The organism is Falsiroseomonas oleicola, assembly GCF_019029495.1.
GTDB lineage: Bacteria > Pseudomonadota > Alphaproteobacteria > Acetobacterales > Acetobacteraceae > Falsiroseomonas > Falsiroseomonas oleicola.
Genome location: NZ_JAERQM010000004.1, coordinates 297,385 through 311,788, shown reverse-complemented (window position 1 = coordinate 311,788; position 14,404 = coordinate 297,385). Strand labels below are relative to the sequence as shown.

12 protein-coding genes are annotated in these 14,404 nt (G+C 69.4%); 3 read left to right on the top strand and 9 right to left on the bottom strand.

The features are described 5' to 3' along the window. Positions 1–10: 10 nt before the first annotated feature. The 5 genes from JJQ90_RS15305 to JJQ90_RS15285 form a co-directional block, all read right to left on the bottom strand. Positions 11–1,078 (bottom strand): branched-chain amino acid ABC transporter permease, encoded by a 1,068-nt coding sequence (locus tag JJQ90_RS15305; protein WP_216876859.1) that lies wholly within the window; start codon positions 1,076–1,078, stop codon positions 11–13. Position 1,079: 1 nt separating this feature from the next. After that, on the bottom strand, positions 1,080–1,973 hold the full coding sequence (locus JJQ90_RS15300) for a branched-chain amino acid ABC transporter permease (protein WP_216876857.1): 894 nt from the start codon (positions 1,971–1,973) through the stop codon (positions 1,080–1,082). 10 nt (positions 1,974–1,983) lie between these two features. After that, positions 1,984–3,855 carry an AMP-binding protein gene (locus tag JJQ90_RS15295; RefSeq protein WP_216876855.1) on the bottom strand — a complete coding sequence of 624 codons (1,872 nt, stop codon included), beginning with the start codon at positions 3,853–3,855 and terminating at the stop codon, positions 1,984–1,986. Further along, on the bottom strand, positions 3,852–4,661 hold the full coding sequence (locus JJQ90_RS15290; protein ID WP_216876853.1) for an ABC transporter ATP-binding protein: 810 nt from the start codon (positions 4,659–4,661) through the stop codon (positions 3,852–3,854). The genes JJQ90_RS15295 and JJQ90_RS15290 overlap by 4 nt, the downstream gene beginning before the upstream one ends. Before the next feature lie 87 nt (positions 4,662–4,748). Next, the gene (locus JJQ90_RS15285) at positions 4,749–5,489 is read right to left on the bottom strand and encodes a glycerophosphodiester phosphodiesterase family protein (RefSeq protein ID WP_216876851.1); all 741 of its coding nucleotides are present in this window, start codon (positions 5,487–5,489) and stop codon (positions 4,749–4,751) included. 160 nt (positions 5,490–5,649) lie between these two features. Between JJQ90_RS15285 and JJQ90_RS15280 the strand changes: the two genes are divergently transcribed. From JJQ90_RS15280 to JJQ90_RS15270, 3 genes are all read left to right on the top strand, one after another. Beyond that, on the top strand, positions 5,650–5,958 hold the full coding sequence (locus JJQ90_RS15280; RefSeq protein ID WP_216876849.1) for a hypothetical protein: 309 nt from the start codon (positions 5,650–5,652) through the stop codon (positions 5,956–5,958). A 273-nt stretch (positions 5,959–6,231) separates the two neighbouring features. Further along, positions 6,232–7,311 carry a TRAP transporter substrate-binding protein gene (locus tag JJQ90_RS15275; protein ID WP_216876847.1) on the top strand — a complete coding sequence of 360 codons (1,080 nt, stop codon included), beginning with the start codon at positions 6,232–6,234 and terminating at the stop codon, positions 7,309–7,311. After that, positions 7,312–10,236, top strand: coding sequence for an ATP-binding protein (locus JJQ90_RS15270; protein WP_216876845.1), 2,925 nt, complete (start codon positions 7,312–7,314; stop codon positions 10,234–10,236). A gap of 147 nt (positions 10,237–10,383) precedes the next feature. Here JJQ90_RS15270 and JJQ90_RS15265 read toward each other — a convergent pair whose 3' ends face one another. From JJQ90_RS15265 to JJQ90_RS15250, 4 genes are all read right to left on the bottom strand, one after another. Then, positions 10,384–11,628 carry a patatin-like phospholipase family protein gene (locus tag JJQ90_RS15265; RefSeq protein ID WP_216876843.1) on the bottom strand — a complete coding sequence of 415 codons (1,245 nt, stop codon included), beginning with the start codon at positions 11,626–11,628 and terminating at the stop codon, positions 10,384–10,386. A 69-nt stretch (positions 11,629–11,697) separates the two neighbouring features. Then, positions 11,698–12,627 carry a nucleoside hydrolase gene (locus JJQ90_RS15260; protein WP_216876841.1) on the bottom strand — a complete coding sequence of 310 codons (930 nt, stop codon included), beginning with the start codon at positions 12,625–12,627 and terminating at the stop codon, positions 11,698–11,700. Next, the gene (locus JJQ90_RS15255; RefSeq protein ID WP_230410696.1) at positions 12,624–13,793 is read right to left on the bottom strand and encodes a M20 aminoacylase family protein; all 1,170 of its coding nucleotides are present in this window, start codon (positions 13,791–13,793) and stop codon (positions 12,624–12,626) included. Before JJQ90_RS15255 ends, JJQ90_RS15260 begins: the two co-directional genes overlap by 4 nt. A 12-nt stretch (positions 13,794–13,805) precedes the next feature. Beyond that, the gene (locus JJQ90_RS15250; protein WP_216876839.1) at positions 13,806–14,390 is read right to left on the bottom strand and encodes a DinB family protein; all 585 of its coding nucleotides are present in this window, start codon (positions 14,388–14,390) and stop codon (positions 13,806–13,808) included. Positions 14,391–14,404: the final 14 nt, after the last annotated feature.

Here is a 14,404-nt window from a genome sequence, read left to right as displayed (position 1 = left end):
TCCCCTTGGTTCAGTGCGAATACGGGTAGAGTTTCCAATACGCCTTGATGAGGCGCCAACGCCTTGCGAGCCCATCGGGCTCGAAGATCAGGAACAGGATGATCGCCGCGCCCACCACCATCTCCCGCAGGAAGGAGATGCTGGCGCCGAGTTTCAGCGCGCGGTCGATGGCGCTGCCGGCCAGGAGGTCCGCGCCCCATTGGGTGACCTCCGGCAGCATCACCATGAAGGCCGCGCCCATCAGGCTGCCCATCACGCTGCCCAGCCCGCCGATGATGACCATGCCGAGGAACTGGATGGAGAAGAGGATGTTGAAGGCCTCCACGCTGACGAACAGCAGGTAGTGCGCATAGAGCGCGCCGCCGATGCCGGCATAGAGGCTGGCGATGCCGAAGCTCAGTGTGCGGTAATAGGCGAGGTTGATGCCCATCATCTCCGCGGAAAGGTAGTGGTCCCGCACCGCGACCAGGGCGCGCCCGTCGCGTGACCGCATCAGGTTCGCGGCGCCGAGGAACATCACCACCACATAGGCCAGCGTCAGATAGAAATAGCTTTCGTCGCGATCGAAGGCGAGGCCGAACAGCACCGGGCTTTCCGTCATCCGCCCCGCCACGCCGCCGGTGAACCACTGCGCGCGGGCGAAGAAGTCCTCCAGGATGAATTGCGCCGCCAGCGTGGCGATGGCCAGGTACAGCCCCTTCAACCGCGCCGCCGGCGCGCCGAAGACCAGGCCGATGACCGCGGTGACCAGGCCCGCGATCGGGATGCAGAGCAGTACGGGCACATGGTAGCGCTCATGCAGATAGGCCGAGACGAAGGCGCCAAGGCCGAAGAAGGCGGCATGGCCGATGCTGATCTGCCCGGTGAAGCCGACCAGGATGTTCAGCCCCAGCGCGGCGATGCCGAGGAAGCCGATATTGATGAGCAGCGACAATTCGTAGCGGCCGAAGACCAGCGGCGCGCAGCACAGCAATGCCAGCCCGACCAGCAGCGCGATGCGGCTGTTGCGCGTCGGGAAAATGGTGGTGTCGGCGGCGTAGCTGGCGCGCCAATCGCCGCAGGGGGTGAGTGCGGTCATGCTAGACGCGCTCGATATTCTTGGTGCCGAACAGGCCGTAGGGCTTGATCAGCAGGATCAGCACCAGCGCGTAGAAGGGCGCGATCTGGAACATGTTGCCCCAGTTGAGCCATTGGCTGTCGATGTAATGCGCCCAGTTCTCCAGCAGCCCGACGATGACGCCGCCGAGCACCGCACCCAGGATGGAATCCAGCCCGCCCAGGATCACCGCCGGGAAGACCTTGATGCCATAGAAGGACAGCGCGGAGGACACGCCATTCACCACGCCCACCACGACACCCGCAACGGCCGACACCACCGCCGAAATCGCCCAGGACATCGCAAACACCTTCGGCACGGAAACGCCGAGCGACTGCGCCACCTGCTGGTCGAAGGCCGTGGCCCGCATCGCCAGCCCGTGTTTCGAGGCTTTGAAGAACCAGCCGAACCCCGCCATGATGAGCAGCGAAACGCCGAGGCTCGCCAGGTAGACCGTCTGCACCTCCAGCCCCAGCACCCGCACCTGTTCCATCGCGAAGATCGGCGGGAAGGGTTTGGCGAAGACGCCAAAGATCCACTTCATCAGCGCCTGGAAGAAGATGCCGAGGCCGATGGTCGCCATGATGACGCTGATCACCGGCTCCCCGATCAGCGGCCGCAACACGACGACCTGAAGCACCAGGCCGAACAGCATCATGAAGACCAGGGTGAACAGGAAGCCGGCGTAGAAGGGCAATTGCCATTCCGTCAGGAACCACCAGCAGACCCAGGCGCCCACCAGCAGAAATTCGCCCTGCGCGAAATTCACCACCTGGGAGGCCTTGTAGATCAGCACGAAGCTCATCGCGACCACGCCATACAGCGCGCCGACGATCAGCCCGTTCAGCGTCAGTTGCAGCAGCAGCGCGGTGTCCATGGCGTCCTCCTCAGGCCTCGGCCATTTCGGGGCGGATGACGGGCAGCGTGGTGCGGATGCGCTGCGTGGTGCCGTCCTGGAAGGCGATGGTGGTATCCACCGGGATCGTCGCCGCGCCGGCATAGATCGCGTCGATGATGTCGCCGTATTTCTCCGCGATCACGCCACGCCGCACCTTGCGGGTGCGCGTCAGCTCCCCGTCATCGGCATCCAGCTCCTTGTACAGCAGGATGAAGGCGCGCAGCCGTTGCGCGGGTGGCAGGCGTTCGTTCACCTTGGCCACCTCCGCCCGCAGCAGGTCCAGCACCTGCGGCCGCGCCGCCAGGTCGGAATAGGTGGTGAAGGCGATGCGGCTGCGCTCCGCCCATTTGCTGACGATGGGAAAGCGGATGCAGATCATTGCCGCCAGATGCGCCTGCCCCGCCCCCAGCACCACCGCCTCCGCCACGAAGGGCGAGAATTTCAGCTTGTTCTCGATATATTGCGGGCTGAAGCGATCACCGCCGGCGGTCTCCGCGATGTCCTTGATGCGGTCGATGACGACAAGCTGGCCGGCCTTGTCGAAATAGCCGGCATCGCCGGTATGCATCCAGCCATCGCGCATATCCGCCGGCGTCTCGGCACCCAGATAGCCGGAGAACATGTTCGGGTGGCGGGTGACGATCTCCCCCACGCCATTCGCATCCGGCCCGTCGATTCGGATTTCGATGCTCTCGTCGAAGCCCATGCCGACCGTGTCGAAATCCACCTGCCCGGCACGGTGCAGCGTATAGGCGCCCAGCAATTCCGTCTGGCCGTAGAGCTGCCGCATCGGCACGCCCATCGCCTGGAAGAAGCGGAAGGTCTCCGGCCCCAGCGCCGCCCCGCCGGTCGCGGCGGAGGTGAGGTTGGAGAAGCCGAGCCGGTCCCGCAGCGCGCGGAACAGCAGCAGGTCGGCCAGCGGCGAAGGCCCGCCGGCGGCGAGCTTCAGCCCGAGGTCGAACATCCGCCGCTTCAACGGCGAGGCATCCATCACCCGCGCCCGGACCTCGGCCGCCAATTGTTCCCAGATGCGCGGCGCGAACAGCACGAAGCTTGGCCCGATCTCGCGGAAATCGGCCATCATCGTCTCCGGCTCCTCGACGAAGTTCACCTTCATCCGGGCGATCAGGCCCCAGCCGAGCACGTAGATCTGTTCCATGATCCAGGGCAGCGGCAGGACGGAGACGTATTCGTCCATCGGCCCCTTGGGGTCCGCCTTCAGATAGGCGCGGCAATGGCGGATCAGCGCGCCCGCCGTCAGCATCGCGAGCTTCGGCCGCGCCGTGGTGCCGGAGGTGGTGCATAGAATGGCGACATTCTCGCCATCCGTGCCGGCCACCAGCGCCTCATACAGCCCCGGCTCCGCCGCCGCGCGGCCGCGTTCCAGCAGCGCCTCCAGCGACATCAGCCGTGGATCGTCATGCTTCCGCATGCCGCGCGGATCGGCATAGATAACATGCTGGAGCGTCGGCACTTCCGCAAAGATGTTGAGCAGCTTGTCCACCTGCTCCTCATCCTCGGCCAGCACCAGCCGCGCGCCGGCATGGGCCAGCAGATAGGCCACCTCCTCATCCAGCGCGTCGCGATACAGGCCGAGGCTGCGCGCGCCGACCGCATGGGCGGCGATCTCCCCCATCACCCAGTCGGGCCGGTTGTCGCCGATCAGCCCGACCACATCGCCCTCCTCGATCCCGAGGCTGCGCAGGCCGAGCGCCATGGCCTCGGTGCGTGCCTGGACCTCGGCCCAGGTGAAGGAACGCCAGATGCCGAACTGCTTCTCCCGCATCGCCACATCCGCCCCATGCTCGGCGGCATTGCGTGCGAGCAGCTTGGGCAGGGTGTCGAGCGCGGGCGCCCTCATGCGACCACCGGCTCCGCTTCCGGCGCGTCCAGTGGCTCGCCGAGATAGGCGCGCCGGACCTCCGGATGCGCCAGCACCGCCTCCGGCGTGCCCTCCGCGATGCGGCGCCCGAAATCGAGCACCATGACGCGGTGGGAGATGTCCATCACCACGCCCATGTCGTGCTCGATCATCAGCACGGTCATGCCCCATTCGGCGTTCAGGTCGGTGATGAAGCGGGCCATGTCCTCCTTCTCCTCGAGGTTCATGCCCGCCATGGGTTCATCCAGCAGGATCAGCTTGGGCTTCAGCGCCACCGCGCGGGCCAGTTCCACCCGCTTGCGCAGCCCGTAGGGCAGCGTGCCGGCGATGGCCTTGCGAACGGGCTGGATCTCCAGGAAGTCGATGATCTCCTCGACCTCGCGCCGATGCGCCAGCTCCTCCCGCTGCGCGCCGCCGAGCCAGTAGAGCATGCCGCGCAGCACCCCGGATTTCAGCAGGTGGTGGCGGCCGACCATGATGTTGTCGAGCACCGTCATGTGCCCGAACAGCGCCAGGTTCTGGAAGGTGCGGCCGATGCCGAGGCCGGCGCGGCGATTGGGACCCAACCGCGTGATATCGGCGCCGTCGAAGCTGATCCGCCCCTCGGTCGGGCGGTAGCGGCCGGAAATGCAATTGACCATGGAGGTCTTGCCGGCGCCGTTCGGCCCGATGATGGAGAAGATCTCCCCCGGCCTGACGACGAAGGACACATCCGTCAGCGCCCGCACCCCGCCGAAGCGCAGGCTGACGCCATCCACCGCCAGAATCGGCGTCTCCACTTGCACCTGGACGCGCTCCCCTGAACGCCATTCTCGTTGCAGGGAGCTTAGGGCCGCTTCGCCGCGCGCCGCAACGACGCGTTTCCGTGAAGCTCAGCCCTCCGCGCGCAGCCGGATCGCCAGCGGGGGGTCGTCGGTGGCGAAGATGTCGATGCCCAGGCCCAGCATGCGGCGGATGCTGGGCGCGTGGTTGGCGCCCCAGGTGCCGATACCGAGTCCGGCCTGGCGCAGCGCCGCCACCAGTTCCGCGTCGATGGCGCTTTCATGCAGGCCGATCTCGGGGAAGCCATGGGCGCGGGCGACGGCAATAAGGCCCTCCAGCCCGATGTCGCGCAGGGTCGCCAGTTCCAGCAGCCAGGCCACCCCTGCCAGCCCGCCGGCGCGCTGCGCCTGCGCCATGGTGTCCGCGTGGAAGCCGATGATCCAGCTCCGCCGTCTTTCGCCAGCCGAGTCGAGCGCGGCCAGCGTCGCGGGGACGATACCGGGATAGGGCCGTCCCGCGGCATCCGCCTTGATCTCGATCCGCGGCGCCACCGGGCTGCCGGCAAGGATGCCGAGGTAGTCCGCCAGGGTCGGCGGCGCCTCCCCCGCCGTGCCGCGCACCCGCACGCAGGCTGCCTCCGCTGCCGTCAGCGCCGCCACGGGACCGGTGCGATCGGTGGTGCGGTTCAGCGTCGCGTCATGCATGACCAGAAGCTGGCCATCGGCCGTCATGTGAATGTCGCATTCCGCCTGCTCCACGGCCAGTCGGGCCGTGTGGCGGAAGGCGGTGGCGCTGTTCTCGGGCCAGAGAAACAGGCCGCCGCGGTGGCTGGCGATCAGGGTATGGGACATGGCGAGACAGCATCGCCGCGTCACCGGATGGAATCCAGCCCCCGGGGGGCGCCGTCTTCCGCCCATCCGGCCAGGACCGTGCCCGATTGCACGGGCAAGGCGCCGGGCGCATACAAGGTGGCATTGTCATTGATCCGCCTTTGCCGGCGCGGAGGGCCTGATGACCCTGTCCATCGTCATTCACCGCCCGGATGCCGGGCCGGACGCCGATGAGGCCTCCACGATGCGTGCCGCGGTGCGTGACGCGGTGTGGGAAATCGCCGACGCCCATTGGACGCTGGGGGAGGACGCGATCCTGGTCTCCACCGACCTGTCGCCCGACTATATGCTGAGCCACTTCCGCCGCGCCCTGGCGCGACGCGGCTTCGACCGGACAGGATTGCTGCTGGTGACCGGGGTCGGCCCAAGAGCAGCCTGGTCGGAACTGCCGGTCGAGGCCGAGGGTTGGCTGCGCGACGTGCTTGCCTGAACGGGCATCCATGCGCCGCGGGCAATGGAAGGCCGCGTCGCGGACTGCGACGATCCGGCGCGCGACGGGGGCTGCCGCATCCGGCTGCCCTGGCGATGAGACAGGCACCACAAAACCGCCCGCAAGGGAAAAATACGCGATTCCTGAAGGAATCACTCGCGTTCTGGTTGCCGCATCAGTTAATGATCCTGCTATAAGGTCCCGGGTGGCGGTGCATCTGGCCGCCATGGTCCGTCCGCTTCAGCCGGACCTTCGCAGCTTCTGGAGCCCTGCATGCGGACGATATCGCCCCGCCGCCTCGCCGCCGCATTGCTCGCCTGGGTGGCGCTGAGTCTGCCCCCGGCCATGGCCCAGACACCGGCGGAGGCGGAGGCGCCGGGCATTCGCCTGAAGATCGTCGGCGGCCTGGCCGATGTCAGCCAGTATGTGCGCTACGAGGAGCCTTTCTGGCGCCGCCGCATCACCGAGATGACGAATGGACGCGTGCAGGCGGAAATCGCCCCCTTCGACCGCAGCGGCATCCGCGGGCAGGAAATGCTGCAATTGATGCGGCTCGGCGTGGTGCCATTCGGCACCGCGCTGCTTGCCATCGTCTCGACCGAGGAACCGGAATTCAACGCGGTGGACCTGCCGGCGCTGGCCCCCGACATGGCCAGCCTGCGACAGACGGTCGCCGCCTTCCGCCCGCATATCGAGCAGGTGTTGCGGGAGCGCTACCAGATCGAGTTGCTGGGCATCTACACCTATCCGGCACAGGTGGTCTTCTGTACCCGCGCCTTCGCGGGCCTGGCGGATCTGGCGGGACGGCGCATCCGTTCATCTTCGGTCGGGCAGTCGGAAATGCTCCAGGCGCTGGGCGCGACGCCTGTGGTGATTCCCTTCGCCGAGGTGGCGCAGGCGCTGCGCGGCGGCGTGGTCGAATGCGCCATCACCGGCACCCTGTCCGGCAATGCGATCGGACTGCATGAGATCACCACCCATGTGCATGCCATGGCGCTGGCCTGGGGCATTTCCATCTTCGGCGCCAATGCCACCGCCTGGGCGGCTCTGCCGGGCGATATCCGGCAGATCATCAGCGGCGGGATCCGCGACCTCGAACACCAGATCTGGGCGGCGGCGGACCGGGAGACCGGCGAGGGCCTGGCCTGCAATGCGGGCCGGCCCGGTTGCACTGCCGGCCGGCCCGGCAATATGACGGTGGTGCCGGTGAGCGCCGCCGATGACGAGCGTCGGCGCCGGTTGCTGACCGAGGTGGTGCTGCCGCGCTGGGTCAATCGCTGCGGCCTGGATTGCGTCGACGCCTGGAATGCGTATCTCGCGCCGGCCCTGGGTATCCAGGCGCGGCCCGAGTAGATGTCCACCGCCCGCCGCCTCCGCTTCGCCGTCCTGGCCGCCGCGATCCTGCTGCTTCTGGCGCAGGTGGTCGCCACGGCCATGCTGCTCGACCGCTCGCGCGGTGCGGCGCTGACGGCGGCGACCGATACGGCGGACCGGGTCAGCCGCGCGGTCGAATCCTCCATCAACCGCAGCTTCGTGCAGGTGGATGCGATGCTGGCGGGCCTGCCCGCCATCCTCGCCCCCTATGCCCGCGACGGGCGCTTCGACGCCAATGCCGCCGGCCGCGTGATGCGGGAGTTGAACAACCAGAACTTCACCTTCCGCGACGTGCTTCTGGTGCGGGAGGATGGGATGCCCATCACCACCTCCCTCTCCGTCTCACGCCGCCGGCCGCTGCCGCTGCCGCTCGGCGCCGCCTTCACCGATGCCACGCCGAATGCCGGCAGCGTGATGATCGGCGGGCCGGTGCAGAACCCGGCGACCGGCGAATGGGCGCTGTTCTTCGCCCGGCCGGTAACCATGCCGGTGCTCGGCCAGATCACCGCGGTGGCGGAAGTGCCGGTGCCGATGGTGGGCAGCCTGCTGGCAGTGGGCGGCAATGCCCCCGGCCTGCGCATCACGCTGGAGCGGGAGGACGGCACCTTGCTGGCCGCCCTGCCGCATGACGAGACCCGCATCGGCCGCCGCCTGGCGCAACCCGCCTCCACCCTCGCCGGGCTGGCGCAGGCGCGCAGCCGCTTCAATGAGGAGCCGGTGCTGGTGGCGGTGCGCCCCACCCTCTACCCCTCGCTCTCCATCGTCACCACGATCGAGCTGGCGGCGGCGCTGGAAGGCTGGCGCACCGACCGCGAAAGGGCGCTGATCGTCTCGGCCGCCTTCGCCGCCCTGGTGCTGGCGCTGGCCGCGGCCCTGCTGCTGGGCCTGCGGCAGCGGGAGAAGGTGGAGGCCGAACGCTCCCGCTGGCGCTCGACGCTGGAGAATGCGCTGGAAAGCATGTCGGACGGCTTCGTCATGTTCGGCCCGGACGACCGGCTGCTGGCCTGCAACCAGCGCTACAAGGAATTCTACGCGATCTCGGCACCCTTCATCAAAGCCGGCGCGGCCTTCCGCGACATCATGCGGGAAGGTGCCAAGCGCGGGCAGTATCCGCAGGCGGTGGGCGACATCGAGGCCTTCGTGGACGAGATGGACAATCTGCGCCACGCCAACAACCCGCCGATCGAGCGGCTGCTGCCGGATGGCCGCTGGGTGCTCATCACCGAGCGCAGCACGCCGGATGGCGGCACGGTGGGCATCCGCACCGACATCACCCCGCTGAAGCGCGCCATGGACGACCTGGCTCAGGCGCGCGATTCCGCCCGCGCCGCCGGCGAGGCGAAAAGCCAGTTCCTGGCCCGCATGTCGCATGAATTGCGCACGCCGCTGAACGGCGTGCTCGGCTTTGCCCAGGTGTTGCTGCGCGACCCGAACCTGTCCGAGGAACAGCGCGACCAGGTGGTGACCCTGCATGAGGCCGGGCGGCACCTGTTGGAATTGGTGAACAGCCTGCTCGACCTGTCCAAGATCGAGGCCGGCAAGCTCGACCTGCATCTGCGCCATGTCGCGGTGCGGCCGCTGCTGGAGGCCTGCGCCGGGCTGCTGGCGCCGGAGGTGGACCGCAAGGGCATGACGCTGGACCTCCACATCGCCCCCGGCACGCCGGCGGCAGTGGAGGCGGATGCCACCCGCGTGCGGCAGATGCTGCTGAACCTGCTCTCCAATGCGGTGAAATTCACGCCCCCCGGCGGCCGTGTGGAATTCCGCGCCGGGCCGATGCCGGATGGTCGCCAGGGCCTGCGGATGGAGGTTGCGGACAATGGCCCCGGCGTGCCGCCGGAGAAGCGGCACCTGCTGTTCGAGGATTTCTCCCAGCTCTTCCCCGTCGCGGGCCAGGATGGCGCGGGCACCGGGCTCGGCCTGGCGATTTCCGCCCGCCTCGCCGCGGCGATGGGGGGGCGCATCGGCTGCGACAGTGAATCCGGCCAGGGCGCCCGCTTCTGGGTGGAACTGCCGCTCAGGGAAGTGCCCCTGCCCGAGGCGGCGGCCCTGCCCTCCACCACCACGCTGGCGGATTCGGCCATGGCCTTGCAGGGGCGCAGCCTGCGGATCCTGGTGGCGGACGACGTCGCCGCCAACAGGATGGTCGCGCGCGCCATGCTGGTCGGCGCCGGCCATCGTGTCGACAGCGCCGCGGATGGCGCGGAGGCGCTCGCGGCGGTGCAGCGGGAAGCCTATGACGTGGTGCTGATGGATGTGCAGATGCCGGTGATGGACGGGCTGGAGGCGACGCGCCGCATCCGCGGCCTGGACACCGCCCGGCGCCGCGTGCCGGTGCTGGCCGTTACCGCCTCCGCCCTGCCGGAACAGGTGGCGGCCTGCCACGCCGCCGGGATGGACGGGCACTTGGCCAAGCCGATCGACCGCGAATCCCTTCTGGCCGCCGTCGCCCGCCTTGCGGCGGGCGATTCGATGCCGGGCAGCAGCACCACCCCCTCCTCCGATGCACAGCAACCCCTGCTGGACCCCTCGGCGCTGCGCAACCTCGCCGCCGATCTCGGCCCGACGGCGGAGGTTGTGATCGCCGAATTCGTCGCCGAGGTGCGCTTCGGCTACGAGGTCCTTTCCGTGCCGGGCATCGCCAGCGACATTCCCCGCCTGCGCCATGCCGCGCATCGCATGCTGGGCGCTGCCCGCACGCTGGGTGCCCGCCGCCTGGGCACGCTGACGGAGACCCTGCAGAAGGACCTGCATGCCGAGCAGGACCCGGCGGAGTCGCTGCGCCTGGTGCTGGAAACCGCCGCCGCCACCCTGCCGCTGATCGAGGCGCCGCTGGAGCGCACCCCGCACAACGACGCCGGCAACCTGCCCCGCGGACGGCGCCTGCAGGGCGTCGGCGACTGAGGCCGGGGTCATAACAGCGGCCCTTCCGCGTGACCGCTCCGGTCCCCTCAATCGCCGGGCGGAAACCTCCGGTTTCCTTGGCTTCGCCGCATCAGCGGCGGCGGCCGTTCGGCCGCTCGGACCGGCCAAGAGACCGGTCCGCTGTTATCAGTTGGTCGCGTTGCCCACGCGCATGGGCGATAGCGGCGGACGGACGAAATAGGGCGGCAGGTCGCTCCACAAGGCGCCACGCCGCTGTTCCGCCGCGCCGAAGTCGAACAGGCAGCGCATATAGACCGGGTCGAATTCCTCGGTCGCCGTGCAGGGCACCTGGCGCGGGATCCAGGCGGCGCGGAATTCCACCTCGTCCCGCTCGGCGATCAGGAAAAGCTTGTACAGGTCGCCGATGGCGCTGCCGCGGATCAGCGCGCTGATCGAGGCGCCGCCGACCGAGAAGATGCGCGGCCGCACCGGCGCGTGGTCGGTCAGCACCCGGTTGTTGACGATCACCCACATCCGCCGGTCGATGTTGCGGCCGATCTGCTGCCGGGTCAGCGCCGCAATCGGCACCTGCGGCGAGATCAGCACGACCTGGGAGGTGGCGCCGCCATCCACATGCATTTCGTCGAACCGCCGCCCATCGGCGGTCTGCACCGGGATGAAGACCGGCGGGAAGGCGATGGGCACAGCGGCGGAGGCGCGGATGACATCGCGGAACAGCTGCACCGCGCCCGCATGGCCGGAGGCGGCGATGGCGCCCATGTTCCAGATCATCGGGCGGCCGTAGTCGAGATTGGTGGTGCCGACGAAGAGCAGCCGGCCGCGCCGGTATTCCGCCGCGACCTTCGCCAGCAGCGCGGCATCGACGTAATGGGCGATGCGGTTGGCCAGCCCTGTCGTATCCGTCAGCGCCACGCCGGAGACCAGGCCGCTGAGCACGGTGCTGCGGGCGACCTGGCTGGTGCGCAGCGTGGTGTAGATTTCCTCGATCACCGGATCGTAGTCCGATCCCAGGAAGGCGAAGGGGGCGATGATGGCCCCGGTGCTGACGCCGGCGACGGCGGCGAATTGCGGCCTCGTGCCGGATTGCGACCAGGCCTTCAGCACGCCCGCGCCGAAGGCCCCGTCCGGCCCGCCGCCTGACAAGGCCAGGTAGTGCAGCACCGGCATCTGCCCCGCCGCCGCCTGCGCGCCGTAGCGCGTCCGCAGGATGCCGGCCTGGCGCGCCACCAGCGCATCCAGCGCATTGGGTTCCAGCACATCGCCCCAGACCCGCAGGCCGGGGATGCCCAGCGGCTGCGCCTCATTGGCCAGTTCGGTCGGCACGGCATTGCGGGTGATGCCGGCGCAGGCACCGAGCACCGGCAACAGGGCGAGCATCAGCAGCCGCAAAAGGGGCCTTGGCCGGTTCATCACGCTGTCGCCCCTTGATCCTGAGCCGCGTAGAGTGGCCCCGCCGGCATTGACGCATCCTGAAGAGGATCAGGGCAGCGTCGCGATGCGCTCCGCCAACAGGTCGAAGAAGCCCGCCGCATCCAGCGTTTCCAGCAGCCGCAGGTTCGGCGGCCGGCCGAGCCGCTGCCAGCGGTCGATCACCGTGCGCCCACGCCCCGGGCCGGTTCCGCAATCCACCTCCGCCTGCGCCTCCTTCGCGCCGAACAGCCCAGGCGCCAGCAGCCAGGCGACCGCGCAGGGATCGTGCAGCGGAAACCCCCGGAAACCCATGCGGCGGGAGGGTGGCAGGGCGCGCAGGATGGCGGTGGCCGCGCGCCAGCAGGCGCCGCCGGGCCGCGCCTCCAGCGCCGCCACCACCTCGGGCGTGACAAAAGCCTGGGCGGTCAGGTCGAGCGTCGCCATGGTGAGTTGGCAGCCCAGGCCGAGCAGGATGGCCAGCGCCTCCGGGTCGTTCCAGGCGTTGAATTCGGCGGCGGGGGTGATGTTGCCCTCGGACCAGGCGCCGGACATCAGCACGATCTCCGCCACCCGACCCGCCAGCGCCGGCTCCGTCGCGAAGGCCAGCGCCAGGTTGGTGACAGGGCCGAGGCCGATGACGGTGACGGAGGCCGGTGCGGCAGCGCGCAGCAGGTCGCGGATCGCATCCGCCGCGATGCCGGGCGCCAGCGGCGGGCCCACCGGCAAGGTCACGCCGCCGAGCCCATCCTGCCCATGCACCGCCGTCTCGAAGCGGAACGGCGCCATCAGGGAGCGTTCGGCGCCGGCCACCACGGGGATGTCCCGCCCGGTCAGCCCGACGATGGCGCGCGCATTGGTCGTGGTGGAGGCCAGCCCGACATTGCCGCCGGCCACCGTCACCAGCCGCACATCCAACTCCGGCGCGGCCAGCGCGAGCCAGAGCGCGATGGCGTCATCCGTGCCCGGGTCGCAATCGATGATCGTCAGCCGCGCGCTCATGCGAGTTCCCGCTCCACCAGATTGCACCAGAAGGCGACGCCATGCGGCAGCGCGGCATCGGCGAAGTCGAAATGCGGATTGTGATGGACGCCCTCGGGATGCGCCGGGTCGCCCGTGCCGAGCCAGGCATAGGCGCCGGGGCGCGCCGCCAGGAACTCGGAAAAATCCTCCCCGGCGGTGATCGGCGGATGGTCGTCCTGCACCGCCGCCGCCGTGCCGGTGGCGGCCTGCACCATCACCGCCGCCTGCGCTGCGTGGTTCACCGTGGGGGACAGGCGGCGGATGTAGCGCGGTTCGGCCCGCAGCCGGTGCAGGGTGGCGACGGCCTGGGCGATCTCGCCGATGCGGGCCTCGATCTGGCCGCGCACCGGCTCGGTCAAAGCGCGGGCGGTGCCCTTCAGGAAGACGGTGGCGGGGATGACATTGGGCGCCGCCGGGTTGCCGGCCGCCATATGGCCGACGCTGACCACGGCGGTGGCCAGCGGGTCCACCTCCCGCGCCGCGATGGCCTGGAGGGCGGTGATGAACTGCGCGGCGGCCAGGGTGGCATCGGTGCCGAGATGCGGCTTGGCGCCATGGGTGCCGGCGCCGGTGAAGGTGACCTCCCAGGTGTCGGAACTCGCCAGCACCGGCCCCTTCGGCACGGCGATGGTGCCGAGCGGCAGGCCGGGCAGGTTGTGAATCCCGTAGACGGCATCGACCGGAAAGCGCTCGAACAACCCCTGCTCCACCATCACCCGCGCCCCGCCGAGCGATTCCTCGGCCGGCTGGAAGATGAGCTGGACGGTGCCGGCAAAGCGGTGGCGGTTCGAAGCCAGCCATTCGGCGGCGCCCAGCAGCATGGTGGTATGGCCGTCATGGCCGCAGGCATGCATCCGGCCGGGGGTCTCGCTGGCATAGTCCAGGCCGGTCGCCTCCGTCATCGCCAGCGCGTCCATATCGGCGCGCAGCCCGATGGCGCGATTACCGGGACGGCCCTGCAGGGTGCCGACCACGCCCGTGCCGGCGATGCCCTCCGTCACCGCGATGCCCCAGCCGCGCAGCCGTTCGGCGACGCGGGCGGCAGTGCGGTGTTCCTCGAAACCGAGTTCCGGATGGCGGTGGAAATCCTGGCGCCAGGCGGTCAGTTCCGGCAGGCGGGAGGCGAAGTCGTCGGGGCTGGGCAAGGTGCGCGCGCCTCAGGCGGTGGAGGCAGGCGGCATAGCATTTCCTGGCCCCCAGATCGCCTCCTCGGAAAACCCCAATGCGGCGAATTCCGCGGCGCGCAGCGGCGCCTCCGCCACCGAATAGAATTCATCGAGCTGCGGTGGCTTCACAAGGGTGGAGGACAGCATGGCATGCGCCTGGCCGCGGTGATGGATCTGGTGCTGGAACAGGTGCAGCAGCAGCCGGTCGCGCCGTTCCTCCTGCACGCGCGTGTCGCGGTTCACGCGGACGATGGCGGCCAGCGCTGCGTCGTCCAGCCCGGCGCAATGCGCCACCAGCCGCCGGTCCACCGCCGCCTGCGCCGCGCGCAGCCCGGGAAGGTCCGGATGGGGGACTCGGTCGGCCCAGGCGGCCGGGCCGAGCCAGCCGCCTTCCAGCGCATCTACATAGAACCAGTCGACGATGAGGATGTGGTTCAGCGTCGCGATCAGGCTGGGGAAGAAGCCGCTGCGCGGGGCGGCGAGTTCCTCCGGCGCCAACCCGGCGCAGGCCTTCAGCAGGCGGTGGTTGGACCAGGCGTTGTTGCAGGCCTGGGCGTGGAACAGGTTGGGCAGCATGCGGCACGCGCTCC